The organism is Rhodococcus sp. ACT016, from assembly GCF_050477185.1.
Taxonomy (GTDB): Bacteria; Actinomycetota; Actinomycetes; order Mycobacteriales; family Mycobacteriaceae; genus Prescottella.
In genome coordinates this window covers 3,057,801-3,079,739 of record NZ_JBEAET010000001.1, presented here as the reverse complement: position 1 = coordinate 3,079,739, position 21,939 = coordinate 3,057,801, and the positions used below count along the sequence as shown (strand labels likewise).

The following is a 21,939-nucleotide window of genomic DNA, read 5'->3' as shown; positions in this document are numbered from 1 at the left end:
CGCTGCGTGGTACCAATCAGGGGTGACCTCGAGCCAGCAGACCCCCGCCACGCCGTTCCACGATCTCGACGACTACCTGGCACTGCCGCGGCTGTCCGGGCTCGAGCTGTCGCCGGACGGGTCGCGACTCGTCGTTACGCAGTCGATGCTCGACGACGCCGGCACCAAGTACGTGTCGGCGGTGTGGGAGCTGGACCCGGCCGGTGAGCGGCCCGCGCGTCGGCTGACGTGGGGCTCGAAGGGCGAGTCCGGTGCCGCGTTCACCGCCTCCGGCGACCTGCTGTTCACCGCGTCCCGGCCCACGCCCGACGAGTCGGACGACGCCCCGAACTCGCTGTGGCGGCTGCCTGCCGGCGGTGGGGAGGCGTCCCGGGCGGCCGTGCGGGGCGGGGGCATCTCGGGGGTGCGGGCCGCGCGGGCGGCCGCGCGGTTCGTCGTGAGCTCCGGGGTACTCGGGGCGTCCGGCACCGCCGAGGACGACGAGCGGATCCGCGGCGAGCGCAAGGACAAGAAGGTTCGCGCGATCCTGCACACCGGCTACCCGGTGCGGCACTGGGACCACGACCTCGGCCCCGACGTCCCGCACCTGCTGGCCGGCGCCAGCGACAGCGCGGACGAGGCGACACTCGACGACCTGACCCTGGCGCCGGGCGTGGCGCTGCGCGACGCCGACTACGCACTCGCCGACGACGGATCGTTCGTCGTGAGCACCTGGACGGTGCCCGGCGTCCTCGGCACGCGGCGGACCGCGCTCGTGCGGATCGACACGGCGACGGGGGAGCAGACCGTGCTCGTCGACGACGATGCCGCGGACCTGTCGCACCCCGCGATCGCGCCGGACGGTACGAGCGTCGCCTATTTGCGCGAGGCGCACGGCGATCCCGAGCACGCCCCGCGAATCACCCTGCACCGCTACATCTTCGACACCGGACGGGTCGACGACCTCGCGACCGGGTGGGACCGCTGGCCCACCGCCGTCGCGTGGCTGCCCGACGGGGACGGACTGCTGCTCACGGCCGACGACCACGGCCGCGCCCCGATCTTCGTGCTCCGCGGCGACGGGCCCGTCGCACTCACCACCGACGACGCCGCCTACACCGACCTGCGTGTCGCACCCGACGGTTCGGCGGTGTACGCGCTGCGGGCGTCGTACGCGCAGCCGCCGCGTCCGGTCCGGATCGCGCTCACCGGCGACGACGCGGGCACCGTCGCCGAACTGCGCGCTCCGTCCGACCGGCCGGAGTTGCCGGGCCGGCTCACCGAGGTCGTCGGCCAGGCCGCGGACGGCATGCCGCTGCGCGCGTGGCTGGCATTGCCGGAGCAGGCGTCCGTCGAGACGCCGGCGCCACTGGTGCTGTGGGTCCACGGCGGCCCACTCAATTCGTGGAACACGTGGTCGTGGCGGTGGAACCCGTGGCTGCTCGTCGCGAAGGGCTACGCGGTGCTGTTGCCCGATCCGGCGCTGTCGACCGGATACGGCCAAGACTTCGTCCAGCGTGGCTGGGGGCAGTGGGGCAAGGCGCCCTACACCGACCTGATGGCGATCACCGACGCGGCCGTCGCGCTGCCCGAGATCGACGCGAAGCGCACCGCCGCGATGGGCGGCTCGTTCGGCGGGTACATGGCCAACTGGATCGCCGGCCACACCGACCGGTTCAAGGCGATCGTCACGCACGCGAGCCTGTGGGCGCTCGACCAGTTCGCGCCGACCACCGACGCGGCCTGGTACTGGCAGCGGGAGATGACGCCCGAGATGGCGTTCGAGAACTCACCGCACCTGTACGTCGCCGACATCGTCACGCCGATGCTGGTCATCCACGGCGACAAGGACTATCGCGTGCCGATCGGGGAGGGCCTGCGCCTGTGGTACGAACTGCTGTCGGAGTCGGGGCTGCCCGCCGACGCCGAGGGCAAGTCCGACCACCGCTTCCTGTACTTCCCCGACGAGAACCACTGGGTGCTCAGCCCGCAGCACGCCAAGGTCTGGTACCAGGTCGTCGAGTCCTTCCTCGCCGAGCACGTGCTCGAGCAGGACGTCCCGCTGCCCGACACCCTCGGCTGACGCCCACCTTCCTTTCCCCGTTTTGCGCACTTGTCGCGATCTCGGTGCCCGAGAACACACGACAAGTGCACAAAACGCGAGGGGGAGGGGCAGGGGAAACGGGGGTCCCGAGCCGGGTCGGGGCGATTCGTCGCCACTGATTACGATTGGGGGGTGACCAGTGCGCCAGAGACTCCCCAGAACCCCGCAGACGCCCTCCCCAAGAGCTGGGACCCCAGCGCGGTAGAGGCCGACTTGTACCAGGGCTGGGTAGACGCCGGTTACTTCACCGCCGATCCGACCAGCGACAAGCCCGGCTACTCGATCGTGCTGCCGCCACCGAACGTCACCGGCTCGCTGCACATGGGTCACGCGCTCGATCACACCCTGATGGACGCGCTCACCCGCCGCAAGCGCATGCAGGGCTACGAGGTGCTGTGGCTGCCCGGCATGGACCACGCCGGCATCGCGACCCAGACGATCGTCGAGAAGCAGCTCGCCGCCGACGGCAAGAAGAAGGAAGACTTCGGCCGCGAGGCGTTCATCGAGAAGGTCTGGGACTGGAAGCGCGAGTCCGGCGGCATGATCCAGGGCCAGATGCGCCGCATCGGCGACGGCGTCGACTGGAGCCGCGACCGCTTCACGATGGACGAGGGCCTGTCCCGCGCCGTCCAGACGATCTTCAAGCGCCTCTACGACGAGGGACTGATCTACCGCGCCGAGCGGCTGGTCAACTGGTCGCCGGTGCTGCAGACCGCGATCTCCGACATCGAGGTCAAGTTCGAGGAGGTCGAGGGCGAACTCGTCTCGCTGCGCTACGGCTCGCTGAACGACGACGAGCCGCACGTGATCGTCGCGACCACGCGTGTCGAGACGATGCTCGGTGACACCGCCGTCGCCGTCCACCCCGACGACGAGCGCTACAAGCACCTGGTCGGCACCACGCTCGAGCACCCGTTCACGGGACGGCAGATCCCGATCATCGCCGACGAGTACGTCGACCCCGAGTTCGGCACCGGCGCCGTGAAGATCACGCCCGCGCACGACCCCAACGACTTCGAGATGGGCGTGCGGCACAACCTGCCGATGCCCACGATCATGGACAAGACCGGCAAGATCGCCGACACCGGAACGCAGTTCGACGGCATGGACCGCTTCGAGGCCCGCGTCAAGGTGCGCGAGGCGCTGGCCGAGCAGGGTCGCGTCGTCGCGGAGAAGCGCCCGTACCTGCACAGCGTCGGCCACTCCGAGCGCTCGGGCGAGACCATCGAGCCGCGGCTGTCGATGCAGTGGTGGGTCAAGGTGGACTCCCTCGCCAAGGCCGCCGGGGACGCGGTTCGCAACGGCGACACCGTGATTCACCCGGCGAGCCAGGAGCCGCGCTGGTTCGGCTGGGTCGACAACATGCACGACTGGTGCATCTCGCGTCAGCTGTGGTGGGGGCACCGCATCCCGATCTGGTACGGCCCCAACGGTGAGGTCCAGTGCTTCGGCCCCGACGAGACCGCTCCCGCGGGCTGGGAGCAGGACCCCGACGTGCTCGACACGTGGTTCTCGTCGGCCCTGTGGCCGTTCTCCACGATGGGTTGGCCGGACAAGACCCCCGAGCTCGAGAAGTTCTATCCGACAAGCGTTCTCGTCACCGGCTACGACATCCTGTTCTTCTGGGTCGCCCGGATGATGATGTTCGGCACCTCCGTCGCCGGCGACGACGCCGTGGGTGGCGGCAAGGTTCCGTTCACGGACCTGTTCCTGCACGGCCTGGTGCGTGACCAGTACGGCAAGAAGATGTCGAAGTCCCGCGGCAACGGCATCGACCCGCTCGACTGGGTGGACCGTTTCGGCGCCGACGCGCTGCGCTTCACGCTCGCCCGCGGCGCCAACCCCGGCAGCGACCTCGCGGTCGGCGAGGACCACGCGCAGTCGTCCCGCAACTTCGCGAACAAGCTGTTCAACGCCACCAAGTTCGCGCTGATGAACGGTGCCGTCGTCGCCGACCTGCCGGCCCGCGACCAGCTCACCGACGCCGACCGCTGGATCCTCGACCGCCTCGAGCAGGTCCGCACCGAGGTCGACGAGGCGTTCGAACGGTTCGAGTTCTCCAAGGCCTGCGAGGCGCTGTACCACTTCGCGTGGGACGAGGTCTGCGACTGGTACCTCGAGCTCGCCAAGGTGCAGCTGGCGGACGGCTCGGCAAACGCCGACGGCACGAAGGCCGTCCTGGGCAACGTCCTCGACACCCTGCTGCGGATGCTGCACCCGGTCATCCCGTTCGTCACCGAGACGCTGTGGAAGGTGCTCACCGGTGGTGACTCCGTCGTGGTCGCCGAGTGGCCGCGTGCCACCGATGTCGCTGCGGATCCCGTCGCGGCCCAGCGAGTCGAGGACATGCAGAAGCTCATCACCGAGGTCCGCCGCTTCCGCAGCGACCAGGGGCTCAAGCCGTCGCAGAAGGTGGCCGCACGCCTGTCCGGTGCCGCCGACGCCGACATCGAGAGCCAGCTGGCGTCGGTGTCGTCGCTCGCGAAGCTCACCGAGCCGACCGAGACGTTCGCGGCCACCGCGTCCGTCGAGGTGCGCCTGAGCAAGGCCACCGTCACCGTCGAGCTCGACACGTCGGGCACGGTCGACCTAGGCGCCGAGAAGAAGCGCCTCGAGAAGGACCTCGCGGTCGCCGAGAAGGAACTGGCGGGCACCACCGCCAAGCTGTCCAACGAGGCGTTCCTGTCGAAGGCCCCCGACGCGGTCGTCGACAAGATCCGCGCCCGCCAGCAGGTGGCGCAGGAGGAGATCGCTCGTATGTCGGCACGTCTGAAGGAGCTGGGCGGAGCGTGAGTACCGAACGTCCGGGCGCACCCGACCCGGTCGATCTCGCCGAACTCGCACTCGTCGAGGCGGAGCTGGACCAGCGGTGGCCCGAGACCAAGATCGAGCCGTCGCTGACCCGGATCTCCGCGCTGATGGATCTGCTCGGCTCGCCGCAGCACAGCTATCCGGCCATCCACGTCGCCGGCACCAACGGCAAGACGTCGGTGACGCGGATGATCGACGCGCTGATGACCCACCTGCACCGCCGAACCGGCCGGACCACGAGTCCGCACCTGCAGTTGGCGACCGAGCGCATCAGCATCGACGGATCCCCGATCTCGGTGCGCACCTACGTCGACACCTACCGTGAGCTCGAGCCGTACATCCTGATGATCGACCGGCAGTCCGAGGCCGCCGGCGGCCCCGCGATGAGCAAGTTCGAGGTCACCACGGCGATGGCGTATGCCGCCTTCGCCGAGGCGCCGGTCGACGTTGCGATCGTCGAGACCGGTCTCGGCGGCAAGTGGGACGCCACCAACGTCATCGACGCGCAGGTGTCGGTCATCACCCCGATCGGCCTCGATCACGTCGACTATCTCGGCCCCGACCTCGCGTCGATCGCGGGGGAGAAGGCCGGGATCATCAAGAAGGGGCGCGAGAGCGGAGTCGAGGGCGTCGCGCCGGTCGACACCGTCGCGATCCTCGCCGAGCAGGCGCCCGAGGTGATGGACGTGCTGTTGCGGCGGGCAGTCGAGGTCGACGCCGCGGTGGCCCGGGAGGGATCCGAGTTCAGGGTCCTGCGCCGGCAGATCGCGATCGGTGGCCAGCAGCTCGAACTGCAGGGTCTCGGTGGCGTGTACGAGGACATCTTCCTGCCGCTGCACGGTGAGCATCAGGCGCGCAACGCCTCCCTGGCGCTCGCGGCGGTCGAGGCCTTCTTCGGAGCCGGCCCCGATCGTCAGCTCGACGCCGACGCGATCCGCGCAGGCTTCGCGTCGGTCGTCAACCCCGGACGCCTCGAGCGGGTCCGCAACGCGCCGACCGTCTTCCTCGACGCCGCGCACAACCCGCACGGGGCGCAGGCGCTCGCCGCCGCGCTGTCCGCGGAGTTCGACTTCCGCAAGCTCGTCGGTGTCGTCAGCGTCATGGGGGACAAAGATGTCGACGGCATCCTCACTGCGCTCGAACCCGTCTTCGACGAGATCGTCGTCACCCACAACGGATCGCCGCGGGCGATGGACGTCGAGGACCTGGCGAATCGTGCGGTGGCCCGCTTCGGCGACGAGCGGGTCGTGGTCGCCCCCACCCTGGCCGACGCACTCGAGACAGCGATCGGGTTGGCGGAGGAAGTCGCCGAACCCGGCGAGGCAGTATCGGGAGCGGGCGTCGTGGTCACCGGTTCGGTCGTGACCGCGGGCGTCGCCCGATCCCTGTTCGGAAAGGACCCCGCGTGAGCGAGACCCCGGAAACCCCCGAGAACCCCGAGTCCGAGTTCCGCCCGCCGGCGAACGATCCGTGGAAGGGATTCCGCGGTGTGATGGCGGGAACCCTCGTCCTCGAGGCGATCGTCGTGTTGCTCGCGCTGCCGGTGGTGGCCGTCGTCAACACGTCGGGACTGACGTGGTTCTCCGGTACCTACATCTGTGTCCTGGCGCTGCTGATGATCCTCGGTGCCGGCATGCAGGGGCGTCCGTGGGCGATGAAGTTCAACCTGACGCTGCAGGTGCTCACGATCCTCGGTTTCTTCGTGGACACGGCGCTCGGCGTCATCGGTCTGCTCTTCGGGGCGGTGTGGCTCTACATCGTCTACCTCCGCAAGGACATCGCTCGTCGGATCGAGCGGGGTCTGCTGCCTGGGCAACGAGACTGACCGTCTAGGCTGTTTCCGTGACTGAGCGCACCCTGGTACTGATCAAGCCCGACGGCGTGGCCCGCGGCTACGTCGGCGAGATCCTCTCCCGCATCGAACGTAAGGGTCTGTCCATCGCGGCGATGGAGCTGCGGACGGCGGCGAACGACGTCGCCGCGACGCACTACGCCGAGCACGAAGGCAAGCCGTTCTACCCGGGGCTGCTCGAGTTCATCACGTCGGGTCCGCTCGTGGCCGCGGTCCTCGAAGGCCCGCGCGCCATCGCCGCGTTCCGTCAGATCGCCGGCGGCACCGACCCGGTCGAGAAGGCCGTCCCCGGCACCATTCGTGCCGACCTGGCGCTCGACGGCGGCCAGAATCTCGTGCACGGTTCCGACTCCGTCGAATCCGCCGAGCGTGAGATCGCGCTCTGGTTTCCCCAGCTCGCTCGGGCCTGAACCCCTCGACTCCGGACGCTTCCCGGGCCTCGTGCCCGGGGAGCGTCCTTTTGTTTCGTCACCTACCGGTGCGCCGATGAGGGGACACAGCCCGCGGATGTGGGATACTTGAATCGGTCGGACCGCAATTTTGCTCCACGCGCGTCCGATCGGATGACACCACGGGGCGAAGCCCGTCATCGCTGCAGCACCGGCGCAGGTAATCCTTGCAACGTGCGGCACGCTGGATGATCAGGCGCTCACACCGTGAACGGTCAGGCGCCCGCGCCGTGGATCGCCGCCATCCTGCCAGGCACCGCGCGATTTCGCAGTGATAACGGACACTGCGAAACACGTGGAGCGAGACCAGACAATCTCGTACCCCGGTGCGAGTACACAACCATCGCCCCCGCGCGGCCGCGTCACATCCGAGGTTCCAGACGGATGGACGCGCCCGGGGGCTCGAGGAGAATACGTGGCCGAACAAGCGCCGCCCGAAAGTGTTCAGGAACCGATCGCGGAAGCGTCGGTCGAGCCGAGTACCACCCCGGTACTTCCCGAGAAGATTCGCGTCCACGCGCTGGCGAAGCTGCTCGGCGTCACCAGCAAGCAGGTCCTCGCCGAGGCTGCTGCGCTGGGCACCGAGCTACGCAGCGCGCAGTCCAGCCTCCAGCGCGACATCGCCGAGCGCATCCACTCGACGATGTCCGGTGCAGCCGAGCCGAGCCCGGAACCCGAGGCCCCGGAACCCGAGGCCCCGGCCGCTGAGGCCGCGACGACCGAACCGGTCGTCGAGCAGGCCCCCGCCGAGGAGCCGGCGGAGAAGACTGAGAAGTCCGAGAAGCCCGCACCCCGCAAGCGTGCCCGCAAGAAGGCCGCGCCCAAGGCGAAGGCCGTTGTCGAGGCTGAGGAGGCTCAGCCCGAGTCGACGCCTTCCGCCGACGAGACGGCCGCAGCCTCGGCCGCACTGTTCACCGACGCCGAGCTGGGCGCCGAGAACAAGCCGGAGACGTCGGCAGCGCCGGCGTCCGTGCAGGCACCGCTGTTCCTCCAGCCCGAGGCCGTGGCCGAGGAGCCCGCTCCGCGTCGCCGTCGTAGTCGGCGGGCCGCCGCCGCTCCCGAGGTGAGCGAGGAGCAGGCCGAGTCGACCGAGTCGACGGCGGAAGCGACCACCGAACCGGCCGAGACCGCCGAGACGGCCGCGCCGACCGAGTCGGCTGAGACCACCGAGACCGAGACCGAGAGCGGCGAGCAGCAGCGTCGCCGCCGCCGCGGTCGCCGTGGCCGTGGCCGTGGCCGCGGTGAGCAGGCCGGCGAGGGCACCGAGTCGGACGAGACCGAGGAGAAGGCCGCCGGCGAGGGCGAAGCCGCCGCCGAGCCGTCGCAGCCGGCCGCGGAGGAGCATGCCGAATCGGCCGAGACCGCCGAGACGAGCGAGGGCGCCGAGGCCGGTGAGGACGAGGAAGCCGGCGACGGCACCAGCCGTCGTCGTCGCCGCCGCCGCCGCCGCAAGGGCGGTGCCGAGGGCGACATCACGGCGGAGGACGATCCGCCGAACACCGTCGTCCACGAGCGCGAGCCGCGGAACAAGGCCCGCGCCAAGGACGAGGTGCAGGGCATCAGTGGCTCCACGCGGCTCGAGGCCAAGCGCCAGCGCCGCCGCGACGGCCGCGATGCGGGCCGTCGCCGCCCGCCGATCCTGAGCGAGTCGGAGTTCCTGGCCCGCCGCGAAGCGGTCGACCGGGTGATGGTCGTGCGCGAGAAGGTCGGCGGCGGGAACCCGGCGGCGTCGACTCAGGTCGCGGTCCTCGAGGACGGCGTCCTGGTCGAACACTTCGTGACCGGTTCGTCGTCGGCGTCGATGGTCGGCAACGTCTACCTGGGCCGAGTGCAGAACGTGCTGCCCAGCATGGAGGCGGCGTTCATCGACATCGGACGCGGACGCAACGGCGTGCTGTACGCCGGCGAGGTCAACTGGGAGGCGGCCGGTCTCGGCGGCCGGGAACGCAAGATCGAACAGGCGCTCAAGCCGGGTGACCAGGTGCTGGTCCAGGTCAGCAAGGATCCGGTGGGTCACAAGGGTGCCCGCCTGACCACGCAGATCAGCATGGCAGGACGTTTCCTCGTGTACGTGCCCGGCGGCACGTCCACCGGCATCAGCCGCAAGCTGCCCGACACCGAGCGCAAGCGCCTCAAGGAGATCCTCCGCGAGATCGTCCCGGCCGACGCCGGTGTGATCATCCGGACGGCGTCCGAGGGCGTCAGCGAGGAGGAGCTGTCGCGGGACGTCACCCGACTGCAGACGCAGTGGGCGACGATCCAGGAGCAGGCCCAGAAGGCGCAGGACGGCAAGTCCGGCAGCCCGCAGGCGCTGTACGAAGAGCCCGATCTGCTGGTCAAGGTCGTGCGCGACCTGTTCAACGAGGACTTCTCGAAGCTCGTCATCGAGGGCGAGAAGGCCTGGAACACGGTCGAGTCGTACATCAAGAACGTGGCGCCCGACCTGCTGCCGCGGGTGGAGCGGCACGATCCGGAGCCGGGCACGCCGGACGTGTTCGAGACGCACCGCATCGACGAGCAGTTGGCGAAGGCGCTCGATCGCAAGGTGTGGCTGCCGTCGGGCGGCACGCTGGTGATCGACCGCACCGAGGCGATGACCGTCATCGACGTCAACACCGGCAAGTTCACCGGCTCAGGCGGCAACCTCGAGGAGACCGTCACGCGGAACAACCTCGAGGCGGCCGAAGAGATCGTGCGGCAGATGCGCCTGCGCGACATCGGCGGCATGATCGTCGTCGACTTCATCGACATGGTTCTCGAGTCCAACCGCGATCTGGTGCTGCGGCGCCTGACCGAGGCGCTCGGCCGCGACCGCACGCGCCATCAGGTGTCCGAGGTCACGTCGCTGGGCCTGGTCCAGATGACCCGCAAGAAGTTGGGCACGGGCCTCGTCGAGGCGTTCTCCACCACGTGTGAGCACTGCCACGGCCGGGGCATCCTGGTCCACACGGAGCCCGTCGAGGTGAAGTCCGGCGACGACGGTCGTGGTCAGGCCAAGGAGTCGGGCGGACGCAAGAAGCGCGGACGTGATCGCGCGGCCGCGGCCGCGCAGGAGCCGGCGGCGAACGGCCAGCACGCCCACCCGTCGCAGGAAGAGGTGGCCGCCGACGCGACCGTCAAGCGGGCGCACCCGGTGGCGCTCGCGATGGCTTCGCACCACCCGGACGAGTCCGAGGCGGACTCGGCGCCGACGGAGTCGGTGAAGGTCGAAGCCGAGAAGCCGCAGGCCGAGGAGAAGGTCGAGGCCGAGAAGGTCGAGGCACAGGCGTCCGAACCCGAGACGGTCGAGGTGACAGCTGTCGAGGCCGAGAAGCCCGAGCCGGAGCCCGAGGCACCGCGGGCCCGGCGGCGGAGCCGACGGGTGTCCCGCGCGGCGGCAGCACCGGCCGGTGAGACGCCCGATGCGGGCACGGTTTTCGTGATCCCGACATCGGAGCCGGCGCAGCAGCCCGCAGCCGAACCTGAGGCCGCTGCCACCGCCGCTTCCGAGCCCCCTGCTGCGTCGGACGCGGCCGGGGACGGCGAGGTGGAGGTCGCACGTCGGCCGCGTCGGCGCCGTGCGGCAGCACGGCCTGCAGGCCCTCCGGTCGACGCCGAGGCCTGACGGATCCGTGGTCGTTCGTCGCCCCGTGCGTGGCGCGGGGCGACGAAACACCACGGCGGGATCGGGTGACGCGCCAGTTTGACCCTGGCGGTTGCCATCCCGTAATCTTGACCGGTCGCTACCCGGCGATACCGCTCTGCTGCGCCCTATTCGGGCCTTACGGGCGCGTAAGGGGTAGCCGCCACACCAGACCAGTCGCGCAGCACTGAAAGCCTCACGGCAGCGGCGCGAGAACGTTCGAAGTAGCAAGGGGTAGCCGTCCGATGGCAACGTACGCGATCGTCAAGACCGGCGGAAAGCAGTACAAGGTCGCTGTTGGTGACCTCGTCAAGGTCGAGAAGATCGAGGGTGAGCCCGGCACCGCTGTCTCGCTTGCCCCGGTCCTCGTGGTCGATGGGTCCGAGCTGACCACCGACGCCGACAAGCTGGCGAAGATCTCCGTGACCGGTGAGGTCGTCGAGCACACCAAGGGCCCGAAGATCCGGATCCACAAGTTCAAGAACAAGACCGGCTACCACAAGCGCCAGGGTCACCGTCAGAAGCTGACGGTCCTCAAGGTCACCGGCATCAAGTAACTCGAACTTTCACCGATTCCTGGAGGGATTCGACATGGCACATAAGAAGGGTGCATCCAGCTCCCGTAACGGTCGCGATTCAAACGCACAGCGACTCGGCGTGAAGCGCTTCGGCGGCCAGTCCGTCAGCGCCGGCGAGATCCTCGTGCGTCAGCGCGGAACCCACTTCCACCCCGGCGTCAACGTCGGCCGTGGCGGTGACGACACCCTGTTCGCTCTCGCTGCTGGCGCCGTCGAGTTCGGCACCAAGCGCGGGCGCAAGACCGTGAACATCGTTCCGGTCGCGGCAGAGGCCTAGGTCTGCTGCCACTTACGGTTCGGGCTCCCATCGTTTCGATGCACTGACGAGTTCGATTCCGTTCCGATTTCCCAGTAGGGGCGGGCCAGGGTCTCATAACCCTGCCCGCCCCTACTGTTGTTTTCACCACAGTGCGTCTACGGCGTCACACTGTGAATCCAGAAGTAGCCCAGAAGTATTGACTGAGGAAGGATCCGGCAGTCATGTCCCGATTCATTGACCGCGTGGTGCTGCACGTCAGCGCCGGTAAGGGCGGCAATGGTTGCGCCTCCGTCCACCGCGAGAAGTTCAAGCCGCTCGGCGGCCCGGACGGTGGCAACGGTGGTCGCGGCGGAGATGTCGTGCTAGAGGTGGACCGCAACGTCCACACCCTCCTCGACTTCCACTTCCATCCGCGCGCCAGGGCGACCAACGGCACGCAGGGTATGGGCGGCAACCGCGAAGGCGCCAACGGCTCGGATCTGGTCCTCAAGGTGCCGGACGGCACCGTCGTCGTCGACAAGGACGGCGAGGTTCTCGCCGACCTGATCGGCGTCGGGACCCAGTTCGTCGCGGCACGCGGCGGTCGGGGCGGTCTCGGCAACGCCTCGCTGGCGTCCAAGGCGCGCAAGGCTCCCGGCTTCGCACTGCTCGGCGAGGAGGGCGAGGCGGGCGACCTGATCCTCGAGCTCAAGTCGGTCGCCGATGTGGGCCTCGTCGGGTTCCCGTCCGCCGGTAAGTCGTCGCTCGTGTCGGTGCTGTCGGCCGCGAAGCCCAAGATCGGCGACTACCCCTTCACGACCCTGCAGCCCAACCTGGGCGTCGTGTCGAGTGGTGACACGACATTCACCGTCGCCGACGTGCCGGGCCTGATCCCCGGCGCCAGTGAGGGACGCGGCCTGGGCTTGGACTTCCTGCGCCACCTGGAGCGCTGTGCGGTCCTCGCGCACGTCGTGGACTGCGCGACGCTCGAGCCGGGACGCGACCCGATCTCCGACGTCGACGCCCTCGAGGCGGAACTTGCGGCCTACCAGCCCGCGCTCAAGGGAGACGCGAGCCTCGGCGATCTCGCCGACCGTCCCCGCATCGTGATCCTGAACAAGGCAGACGTCCCCGAGGCGGCCGAACTCGCCGAGATGGTCACGCCGGACTTCGAGGCGCGCGGCTGGCCGGTGTTCACGATCTCGGCCGTCAGCCGGGACGGTCTGCGGCCCTTGACTTTCGCGCTCGCCAAGATGGTCGCCGAATACCGCGAGGCGCATCCGCCGGCGGAGCCGAAGCGTCAGGTGATCCGTCCGATCGCGGCCAAGGAGACCGGGTTCGACGTCATCGCCGATCCAGACAACCCGGGTGGCTTCATCGTGCGCGGCGTCCAGCCCGAGCGCTGGGTCCGGCAGACGGCGTTCGACAACGACGAGGCCGTCGGCTATCTCGCGGACCGCCTGGCCCGTCTCGGCGTCGAGGACGCGCTGGTCAAGCAGGGCGCCGAACCCGGCGCCTTCGTGACGATCGGCGACGTCGGATTCGAGTGGGAGCCGCAGACCGCGGCCGGCGTCGACATCGTCCGCACCGGTCGTGGCACCGATGCCCGTCTCGACCAGGACGAGCGCATCGGCGCGGCCGAGCGCAAGCACGCGCGCCGGGTCCGCCGGGGACTCGAGAGCGAGGATCCCGAAGACAAGTGAGCGAGACCAGAGCGGCCATCGCGTCCGCGCGCAGCATCGTCGTCAAGATCGGATCCTCGGCACTGACGAGTCTCATCGGTGGACTGGACGTCGGACGGTTGAACCTGCTCGCGGATGCGCTGGAGGCGCGGATGCGAGCCGGGTCGGACGTCGTCGTGGTGTCGTCGGGCGCTGTCGGGGCGGGGCTGGCTCCGCTCGGATTGACCCATCGGCCAAGGGATCTCGCGACGAAGCAGGCAGCCGCGAGTGTCGGTCAGCTGGCGTTGGCGCACGCGTGGGGTACGTCGTTCGCGCGATACGGCCGCACCGTCGGCCAGGTGTTGCTCACCGCGGACGACATCGCGCGGCGCACGCAGCACCGCAACGCGCAGCGCACCCTGGACCGGTTGCGCGCACTGCACGCGGTGGCGATCGTCAACGAAAACGACACTGTCGCAACGACCGAGCTGCGGTTCGGCGATAACGACCGGCTCGCGGCGCTCGTCGCGCATCTCGTCGGTGCGGACGCCCTGGTCCTGCTCTCGGATGTCGACGGACTGTACGACGGTGACCCCCGAAAGGGCGGCGCCACACTGATTCCCGAGGTGAACAGCCCCGAGGATCTCGACGGTGTGGTGGCAGGGTCCGGGGGAGCGCTCGGCACCGGCGGGATGGCGTCCAAGCTATCGGCGGCACGGCTGGCGGCCGACTCGGGTGTTCCGGTGCTGCTGACGGCGGCGTCGGACGCCGCGACGGCGCTCACGACGGCCGACGTCGGCACCGTGTTCGCGGCGCGGCCGCACCGGATGTCGGCCCGCAAGTTCTGGGTCCGGCATGCCGCGGACACGCAGGGCGCGATCCACCTCGACGCGGGCGCGGTGCGGGCGGTCGTGGAGCGCCGGAGGTCGCTGCTGCCGGCCGGCATCACCGCGGTGGCGGGCCGCTTCTACGGCGGTGACGTGATCTCGCTGGTGGGCCCGGACGAGCGTCCGGTGGCCCGCGGCGTGGTCGCATACGACTCGACGGAGATCGAGGACATGCTGGGACACTCGACCACCGAGCTCCCGGCGGACATGCAGCGCCCCGTCGTCCACGCGGACGATCTGGTGCCACTCTGATCGCTCCCGCCCGATGACGGTTCAGTTCACCGGGCGGGAGCGCCTGGTCAGCCGCGGCGAACCGGGCGGCCAGGCAGAGCGTCGGTGACGAGGTGGCCGTCGCGAACCACCGGCGTGCCGGCCACCAGGACGTGGTCGATCCCGGACGACGGCCGCGTCCCGGCGATGTAGGTCGCTCGGTCGGTGATCGTGTCGGGATCGAAGACGACGATGTCGGCGTCGTTGCCGGGGCTCAACCGTCCCTTGCGGTGCATCGCGGGCACGGACGCCTCGAGGATCTGCGCAGGGACGAGCGAGCAGCGACGGACAGCCTCGTCGAGATCGAGCAGTCCGCGTTCGCGGACGAGGGTACGGAAGGTGCGGGCGTAGGTGCCGGCACCGCGCGGGTGCCCGGACGTCTCCGACGGCAGTGGCCACGTCATCGGGTCGGCGTTCTCTCGACCCGGCCAGGTCAGCGGCATGGCGTCACTTGCGATGGCGGTGTCGGGAAACGTCAACGCGCGTTCGAGGTACTGCCGGTCGTGGCTGTCGTCGTCGTCGAGGAACTCGACGACGACGAGCCCACCGGGGTCGACGGACCGCAGGTGTCGAAGGTGGTCCGCGTCGGGGATCCGTTCTCCCGTAGATACATACGTCAGTGACTGGGGCGTGAGCTTCATGCGGTACAGCAGTTCCGGAGCGAGGAAGGCGGCGCCGACTGCTGTGGAACCCGATCCGTACGGGTACGCCTCGGTGGTGACTGTGGCGCCACCGTTCCTGCACTTTTCGACGAGCGACAGGACCCGGTCGATGTGTTGGTTCGAGGTGCTGTTGACGTGGCAGTAGTGCATGTGCGCGCCGGTTTCCGCTGCAGCCTGGACGATTTCGGTCGCACCGTCGACGAGCGTGGTGGGGTCGGCGTCGATCAGTGCCCGCGCGTGGGTGAAGGTTGACACCCCCGCGCGTGCCGCCAGGTCCGCGACGGCGAGGTACTCCCTGGGATCCGTGTTCGGGGCATATCCCAGGACCACTCCGATGCCCAGCGCACCCGCCTCGATATCGGCGTAGAGGCGGTCCAGGACCTTGCTGAGGCGATCGCCGGAATCCGCCTGCTGCCAACGGGCATCGCCTGCGTGCTCGAGCATCGTGTGGATGTCCCCATCGGCCCTCGCGCCGGACAACTCGATCATTCGTGCGTGCGCCCACGACGTCGCGTAGCCGTAGTTGACGGGCCGGCCCTCTGCGGCTGCCCGCGCATACGCGGTGGCCACCGGGACCACCCCGGCCTCCAGCTCGAGTGCAGTCGTCACTCCGTCCATGGCCTGCAGTCGTTGCTCTGCGATTGCCTGGCCGTGACTGTGCAGGTCGATGAACCCCGGGCAGACCACCCGCCCGCTGACGTCGATTGTGGTGCGCCCGTGCACGGGTGACGGAGACAGCGCCGAGATGGTCCCGCCGGTGATCGCGAGGTTGCGTACTGCGTCGAGACCGGTTTCCGGGTCCACGACGCGCCCCCCGGTCAGTACAAGATCGTGGATGTGCATGGGGTGTCTGCTTTCTCGTGCATCCGCACGGAGGTCGTCGGCAGGGTGCGCGGCTCGGCTCAGTCTGCCCGGGCGGCGTGTCGGTCGGCTGCCTCACCCTGCAGTGCAGCCACCGTCTCGGCCGAGGGAGTGGTCAGCATCCTGCGCAGCAGGAGGAGGAGCAGTCCGCCGGCGAACATGAGGCCGGCCATCACGATCATGCTCGAGTCGAAGCTCCCACTGTTCTGCCGCAGCCAGCCGGTCACCGTCGGTGCGAAGAATCCCGCGGAGTTCGAGATCGCGCCGATGATGCCGATTCCGCCGGCCGCGGCGGCGCCGGAGAGAAAGTACTTCGGTATCTGCCAGAACACCGGGACGGAGGCCAACGCGGCCGACACCAGGATGGTCAACGCCGCGATCGTGAGGTAGGGAGTCGGTGCGTAGAGGGCGGCGACGGTCGCGATCGCAGCGACGATGACAGCGATGGTCGCGTGGTTGATGCGCTCGGACCTCCGATCGGAACTCTGGCTGACCACTCGCATCGCCACCGCGGCGCAGGCGAACGGGATGGCGGTGAGGATGCTGATGTTCGTGGCGGTGAGCGGCGTCCCGAAACTTGCCTCGAAGTCGGCGATCACTTGTGGCATGAAGAAGCTGAACGCGTAGATGCCGAAGGTGGCGGTGAACCCGATGATTCCCATCAGATAGATCCGGGGATCGCGTAGGGCGGCGCGAATCGAACTTGTCCCGCGCGTCGTTGCCGCGGCGTCCTCGGCCTGAATCGCCGCCGTCAGTGCTGCTCGCTCGTCCGGGGTGAGCCACCGTGCGTCGGTGGGTCGGTTCGGAAGCCAGAAGAGGACGGCGAAGCCGATCAGCAGGGCGGGCATCCCCTGCACGATGAACATCACCTGCCATCCCGCGAGTCCGAACAAGCCGTCACCGACGCTGATGATCCACGAGGACAACGGTGCGCCCACGGCGATGGAGATCGGCAGGGCAAGAAGGAATTTCGCAGTGGTCCGGCCGCGGACCTCGGCGGGGAACCAGTACGTCAGATACAGGATGATCCCGGGTAGCAGGCCGGCCTCCGAGATGCCCAGAAGTACCCGCAGTACGTAGAAGCTGGTTTCGCCTTGGACAGCGGACATCGCCGATGCCAGCAGGCCCCAGCTGACCATGATCCGCGCAATCCAGAGTCGAGCGCCGACTCGGTGCATGATCATGTTGCTGGGCACCTCGAAAATGCAGTAGCCGACGAAGAACAGGCCGGCGCCGAGCCCGAACGCGGCGGTGGACAATCCGATGTCGGACTTCATGCCCGCCGCGGCGAACCCGACGTTGACGCGGTCGAGATAGTTCAGGGCGTAGAGCAGGCAGAGTAGCGGCACCAGACGCGCGCTCGACTTCCTGATTGCCGATCGCAGTACTGCATCGGCTTGGGTGGGGTCGGCCATGGCACTCCTTCGATGGGGCGGAGATCGACTGCGCGACAGCGCATGTGATGTGTCACACAGTTGGATGTACTGATTGTGCGGGTCACTCCCTGATCCGCTCTGGTCGGATCCGACCAAGTTTGCGTCGAGTATTGGTGCGACCGGACGACGCTGTCTCGGTCACTGACCACGTCGCACCGCGACGGCGTCGATCTCGATCTTCGCGCCGAGCGCGAGCGCCGCGCCGATGGTGGTGCGCGCGGGACGCGGGGCGGCGAAGGCCGCGATATAGGCGTCGTTCATTGCGACCATGTCGGCGAGATCGGCGAGGTAGACCCGGACCTGTACGACGTCCGTCAGTGCGAGGTCGACCGCGTCCAGGGCCAGCGCCAGGTTGGCGATTGCCGCAGTGGTCTGTTCTGCGATCGCGGGGTGGGCCTCCGTGCTCCCGGCGTTGATGCCGAGAACGCCGGAGAGGTACACGGTGGTGCCGGTGTCGGCGACATGGCTGAGCGCCTCGACCGGCATCAGTTCCGGCACCGTGACGAACGTCCTGCGCGGCTGAGTCGAATCGGTCATCACTGAGTATCCTTCCTGGGTGAGGGTGTGGGTGGACTGCGTAAGCGTGGCAGCAGATCTCGGCCGAGATTTCGTTCGAAGGGACAAACTCTCGGCCCTGACCCTGCGCGTTCCGACAAGGCCGGTCTGGCACACTCGCGGGGTGACCTCGCCTGCCGCACGCACCGGACTACGGAGTGTTCTGGACGACCTCGGAACCCTGCTCGAGGTCGTCGCCGGCGAGCCGGACCTCGACGAGGCACTGGGCGGGCTGGCCATCCACGACCCCGACGGCGGTACCGAGATCCCACTGCGGGGACTCGTCCTCGTGGTGGGAGTGCGGGATGCTTCGGAACTCGTACCTGTCCTGGAACACCTCGCCCAGTCCGGCGTCGCTGCGGTGATCGTTCGGGGCCCCTGGCGCGACGATCCGCGGGTGGCGGACGCCGTGCGGTCCTCTGGTATCGCGGTGCTGGCTCTTGCGCCGGGCATCTCCTGGGTGCAGCTGGTGGCGTTGCTGCGATCGGTGCTCGAACCAGGGTCGGTGGGCGGGACGACCTACACCCTCGCGGGTGCGCCGGCCGGGGACCTGTTTGCGTTCGCCAACGCGGTGAGCGCGCTACTCGACGCGCCGATCACGATCGAGGACCGTAGTTCCCGGGTGCTGGCGTTCTCCGGGAAGCAGGACGAGTCCGACCCCGCGCGCGTGGCCACCGTACTGGATCGACAGGTGCCCGAGTCGTATCTGAGGATGCTCGAGGAGCGCGGTGTGTTCGATCGGTTGCGGCGCAGCGACGACCCCGTGTGGGTGGAGCGGATGACACCGGAACAACAGCTGGCGCGGGTCGCGGTGGCTGTCCGGGCCGGCGACGAGTACCTCGGGTCGATGTGGGCGGTGGTTGCCGAGCCGCTGTCGCCCGATCGGGAACGCGCGTTCCGGGAATCGTCGAAATTGGTTGCTCTGCACATGCTTCGGCAGCGTGCGGGGTCCGACGAGGAGCGGCGCGTCCGTGCGGACCTCGTCGCCACCGTACTCGAGGGTGGGGCCGGGGTGCGTGACGCGCTCGCCCGGTTGGGGCTCGGTGCCGGGCCGGCGCTGGTGCTGGCGTTGGGCCTGCGCAGCACACGCGACGTCCGCAGCGCCGGTCGCGCCGCGCGACTCGAACGCCTGACGGACGCGCTGGCCGTGCATCTCGGTGCGATGCATGGGAGCTCGGCCGTCGCCCTGGTCAACGGTATCGGCTACGCCGTGCTCGCATCACGCCCGTCCGAGCCGGACCCGGAGCGGTATGCACGCGCGGTCGCCGCCGGCTTCCTGGACCGGATCGGCATCGGCACCGATGCGGTGATCGGTGTGGGCCGCATCGTGTCCCGTCCGATCGATATCACTCGTTCGCGGCACGACGCGGCGCGGGCGCTAGGGGTGTTGCAGACCGGCCGGGTAGCAGAAGCAGTCGCCACCTACAGCGACGTGTACGTCGATGTGGTGCTGTCGGCTGTCGCCGCGGACGCTGCCGCGGAGGGGCTCGACCCGCTCGGGCCGATCGGCGAACTCGCCGAGCATGGCCCATCTTTCGTCGACACGCTCGAGGCCTGGCTCGATGCTTTCGGTGACGTCGGGACTGCGGCTGCGGCACAGCATGTGCATCCCAACACGTTCCGCTATCGGCTACGGCGGGTGCGCTCGCTCCTGGGACTCGATCTCGATGACCCCGACGTGCGATTCCGGCTGATGGTGCACCTGCGACTGGCCAAGTCGAGCGGGCCCGCCGCCGATTAGGTGCAGTTGTCGGTTCGCACAACGATTCCGGTCCTGGTTTCTCTCCAACCGACAAGCAGGTGAGGGGGTCTTCGGCCGAGACTTACCCCTGCACACCGTCATCGTGTAGGAAAGCAGGCTTGGAATGCGATCGATCAACGGAACCCCAGAGCACGTCGTCGTCGTCGGTGCCGGCATGGTCGGGTTGTCCACGGCCTGGTTCCTGCAGGAGCACGGGGTACGAGTGACGGTGGTCGATCGGGCCGGGGTGGCCGGCGGATCGTCGTGGGGGAACGCTGGATTGCTCACACCCGGCCTGGCGGCGCCCCTGGCCGAGCCGGGCGCCCTCCGCTATGGGCTCAGTAGTCTCGGACGGCCGGATGCGGCACTGAGCGTTCCCCTCGTTCCGGACATGCGGACCGCCGGATTCCTGGCCCGATTCGCGGCCCGCTGCACCACCAGGGCCTGGAGGCGCGGTCTGGCGGACCTGGGGTTCTTGAACACTCGAGCGCTGTCGGCCTACGACGACCTCAGCGCAGGCGGCGTGGAAGGGGCGCAGACCACCTCCTCGATGTTCGTCGGATTCGAACGTGACGAGCAGAGCACCCACCTGCTGACCGAGATCCGCGCGGTCGCGGCGGCGGGGGTTGCGGTCGATGCGGTCCGTGTCGAGTCGGACCGTCGGCCTGCTCAGTTCACGGATGCCGTCACCTCGGTGTGGGAGTTGCGTGACCAGCGGTTCATCGAGCCGGAACCCTTCCTCACCTCGCTTGCCGCCTCGATTCGGGCGCGCGGCGGTGAGATCCTCGACGGCGTCACCGTCCGCGACGTGCGACACGGATCCGGTCCGGTCTTCGTCGACACCTACTCGACCGCGCCGGTGCGCGCGGACGCGGTGGTGTTGGCGACGGGAGCGTGGATCACCCGCTTCGCCAAGCCGCTGGGCGTGCGGGTGCGTGTGCAGGCCGGGCGCGGCTACTCGTTCTCCGTCGAAACGGATCAGCCCGCGACAGCGCCGCTCTACCTGCCTGCGACCCGGATCGCATGCACGCCGTACCAGGGCAGACTGCGGGTGGCCGGGACGATGGAGTTCCGGCACCCGGACGCGCCCATGAACCCGGCCCGCATCGACGCCATGATCCGTGCTGCGAATCCGTTTCTGCGGGTCCGGGATTGGAGCGTCCAGGACGCCTGGGTGGGGTCACGGCCGATGAGCCACGACAATCTGCCGTTGATCGGCGCGACCCGGTCACCCGGCGTCTTCGTCGCCGGGGGACACGGCATGTGGGGAGTCCTGCAGGGGCCGGTGACCGGACAGCTGCTCGCCGAGAGCATCGCGACCGGTGTCACTCGCCCCGAGTTGGCGGTGTTCTCCCCGGTCCGATAGCGCACGGCGCAGATCTCAGCCGGGCAGTGCGGCGACGAGTTCCTCGAGGACCTCGGAGCTGCCCAGTTCGGCCTTGACGGTGGCCAACTCGTCGCCGCGGGTGGCGCCGCGATTGACGATGACGATCGGCATCCCGTCGCGCGCGGCGCGGCGGACGAACCGGAGGCCGGACATGACGGTGAGCGACGAGCCGACGACCAGCAGTGCGTCGCAGCCGGTGACCATCTCGAACGCTGCGGCGACCCGCGGCTTCGGGACGCTCTCGCCGAAGTAGACGATGTCCGGTTTGAGCATGCCGCCGCAGCGGTCGCAGTCGACCATGTGGAAGTGCTCGGTGCTCTCGACGACGGCGTCGGCATCCGGCGCGATCTCGACGCCCGTGGCCGCGGCGACGGAGTCCGCGAATCCGGGGTTCGCGGCGTCGAGGCGCTCGGCGAGCGTCATCCGCGAGATCCGGTGTCCGCAGTCGAGGCAGCGCACCTGGGCGTAGCTGCCGTGCAGGTCGATGACGCGGCGGCTGCCGGCCTTGGTGTGCAGCAGGTCCACGTTCTGGGTGATCACTCCGTGCACGACGCCCGCGCGTTCGAGCCTGGACAGGGCGCGGTGCCCGGCATTGGGCCGGGCGGCGTCCATGTACCGCCAGCCGAGGTGGTTGCGGGCCCAATAGTGTCGGCGGAACGCGGCGTCGCCGACGAACTGCTGGTAGGTCATCGGATTGCGGGGCGGGGAGTCGGGGCCGCGATAGTCGGGGATGCCCGAGTCGGTCGAGATTCCGGCACCGGTCAGCACGCACACGCGCCGGCCGCCGAGCAGTTCGCGTATCCGGTCGATCACCCGTTCCAGGGTAGGCGCGTGTCCGATCCGTTC

16 protein-coding genes are annotated in these 21,939 nt (G+C 69.1%); 12 read left to right on the top strand and 4 right to left on the bottom strand.

The window, feature by feature from the left end:
- Positions 1 to 22: 22 nt before the first annotated feature.
- From ACQ5DX_RS14135 to proB, 10 genes are all read left to right on the top strand, one after another.
- Positions 23 to 2,062, top strand: a complete 2,040-nt coding sequence (locus ACQ5DX_RS14135) for an alpha/beta fold hydrolase (protein ID WP_430333217.1) — start codon at positions 23 to 25, stop codon at positions 2,060 to 2,062.
- A gap of 153 nt (positions 2,063 to 2,215) precedes the next feature.
- Complete coding sequence (locus ACQ5DX_RS14130; RefSeq protein WP_430333216.1) at positions 2,216 to 4,876, top strand: valine--tRNA ligase; 2,661 nt, start codon at positions 2,216 to 2,218, stop codon at positions 4,874 to 4,876.
- The gene (gene folC, locus ACQ5DX_RS14125) at positions 4,873 to 6,303 is read left to right on the top strand and encodes a bifunctional tetrahydrofolate synthase/dihydrofolate synthase (RefSeq protein WP_430333215.1); all 1,431 of its coding nucleotides are present in this window, start codon (positions 4,873 to 4,875) and stop codon (positions 6,301 to 6,303) included. Before ACQ5DX_RS14130 ends, folC begins: the two co-directional genes overlap by 4 nt.
- 83 nt (positions 6,304 to 6,386) lie before the next feature.
- On the top strand, positions 6,387 to 6,719 hold the full coding sequence (locus ACQ5DX_RS14120) for a DUF4233 domain-containing protein (protein ID WP_430335660.1): 333 nt from the start codon (positions 6,387 to 6,389) through the stop codon (positions 6,717 to 6,719).
- Positions 6,720 to 6,736: 17 nt separating this feature from the next.
- A complete protein-coding gene (gene ndk, locus ACQ5DX_RS14115; protein ID WP_430333214.1) occupies positions 6,737 to 7,156 on the top strand; it encodes a nucleoside-diphosphate kinase in 420 nt (139 codons plus the stop codon).
- Between the two features lie 454 nt (positions 7,157 to 7,610).
- Positions 7,611 to 10,799, top strand: a complete 3,189-nt coding sequence (locus ACQ5DX_RS14110) for a translation initiation factor IF-2 N-terminal domain-containing protein (protein WP_430333213.1) — start codon at positions 7,611 to 7,613, stop codon at positions 10,797 to 10,799.
- Between the two features lie 263 nt (positions 10,800 to 11,062).
- On the top strand, positions 11,063 to 11,374 hold the full coding sequence (gene rplU, locus ACQ5DX_RS14105; protein ID WP_005512259.1) for a 50S ribosomal protein L21: 312 nt from the start codon (positions 11,063 to 11,065) through the stop codon (positions 11,372 to 11,374).
- A 34-nt stretch (positions 11,375 to 11,408) separates the two neighbouring features.
- The gene (gene rpmA / locus ACQ5DX_RS14100) at positions 11,409 to 11,672 is read left to right on the top strand and encodes a 50S ribosomal protein L27 (protein WP_013416501.1); all 264 of its coding nucleotides are present in this window, start codon (positions 11,409 to 11,411) and stop codon (positions 11,670 to 11,672) included.
- Between the two features lie 203 nt (positions 11,673 to 11,875).
- A complete protein-coding gene (gene obgE / locus ACQ5DX_RS14095; protein WP_430333211.1) occupies positions 11,876 to 13,336 on the top strand; it encodes a GTPase ObgE in 1,461 nt (486 codons plus the stop codon).
- On the top strand, positions 13,333 to 14,433 hold the full coding sequence (gene proB, locus ACQ5DX_RS14090; protein WP_430333210.1) for a glutamate 5-kinase: 1,101 nt from the start codon (positions 13,333 to 13,335) through the stop codon (positions 14,431 to 14,433). The genes obgE and proB overlap by 4 nt, the downstream gene beginning before the upstream one ends.
- Before the next feature lie 47 nt (positions 14,434 to 14,480).
- Here the strand turns inward: proB and ACQ5DX_RS14085 are convergent, their stop codons facing one another.
- The 3 genes from ACQ5DX_RS14085 to ACQ5DX_RS14075 form a co-directional block, all read right to left on the bottom strand.
- Complete coding sequence (locus tag ACQ5DX_RS14085; protein ID WP_430333209.1) at positions 14,481 to 15,956, bottom strand: amidohydrolase family protein; 1,476 nt, start codon at positions 15,954 to 15,956, stop codon at positions 14,481 to 14,483.
- A gap of 59 nt (positions 15,957 to 16,015) precedes the next feature.
- Positions 16,016 to 17,389, bottom strand: a complete 1,374-nt coding sequence (locus tag ACQ5DX_RS14080; RefSeq protein WP_430333208.1) for an MFS transporter — start codon at positions 17,387 to 17,389, stop codon at positions 16,016 to 16,018.
- 159 nt (positions 17,390 to 17,548) lie between these two features.
- Positions 17,549 to 17,947: a RidA family protein gene (locus ACQ5DX_RS14075; protein ID WP_430333207.1), complete on the bottom strand. Its 399-nt coding sequence runs from the start codon at positions 17,945 to 17,947 to the stop codon at positions 17,549 to 17,551.
- Positions 17,948 to 18,089: 142 nt separating this feature from the next.
- Between ACQ5DX_RS14075 and ACQ5DX_RS14070 the strand changes: the two genes are divergently transcribed.
- The gene (locus ACQ5DX_RS14070) at positions 18,090 to 19,706 is read left to right on the top strand and encodes a PucR family transcriptional regulator (protein WP_430333206.1); all 1,617 of its coding nucleotides are present in this window, start codon (positions 18,090 to 18,092) and stop codon (positions 19,704 to 19,706) included.
- A 124-nt stretch (positions 19,707 to 19,830) separates the two neighbouring features.
- Positions 19,831 to 21,072, top strand: coding sequence for an NAD(P)/FAD-dependent oxidoreductase (locus ACQ5DX_RS14065; RefSeq protein WP_430333205.1), 1,242 nt, complete (start codon positions 19,831 to 19,833; stop codon positions 21,070 to 21,072).
- A gap of 15 nt (positions 21,073 to 21,087) precedes the next feature.
- Here ACQ5DX_RS14065 and ACQ5DX_RS14060 read toward each other — a convergent pair whose 3' ends face one another.
- The gene (locus ACQ5DX_RS14060) at positions 21,088 to 21,906 is read right to left on the bottom strand and encodes an NAD-dependent protein deacetylase (RefSeq protein WP_430333204.1); all 819 of its coding nucleotides are present in this window, start codon (positions 21,904 to 21,906) and stop codon (positions 21,088 to 21,090) included.
- Positions 21,907 to 21,939: the final 33 nt, after the last annotated feature.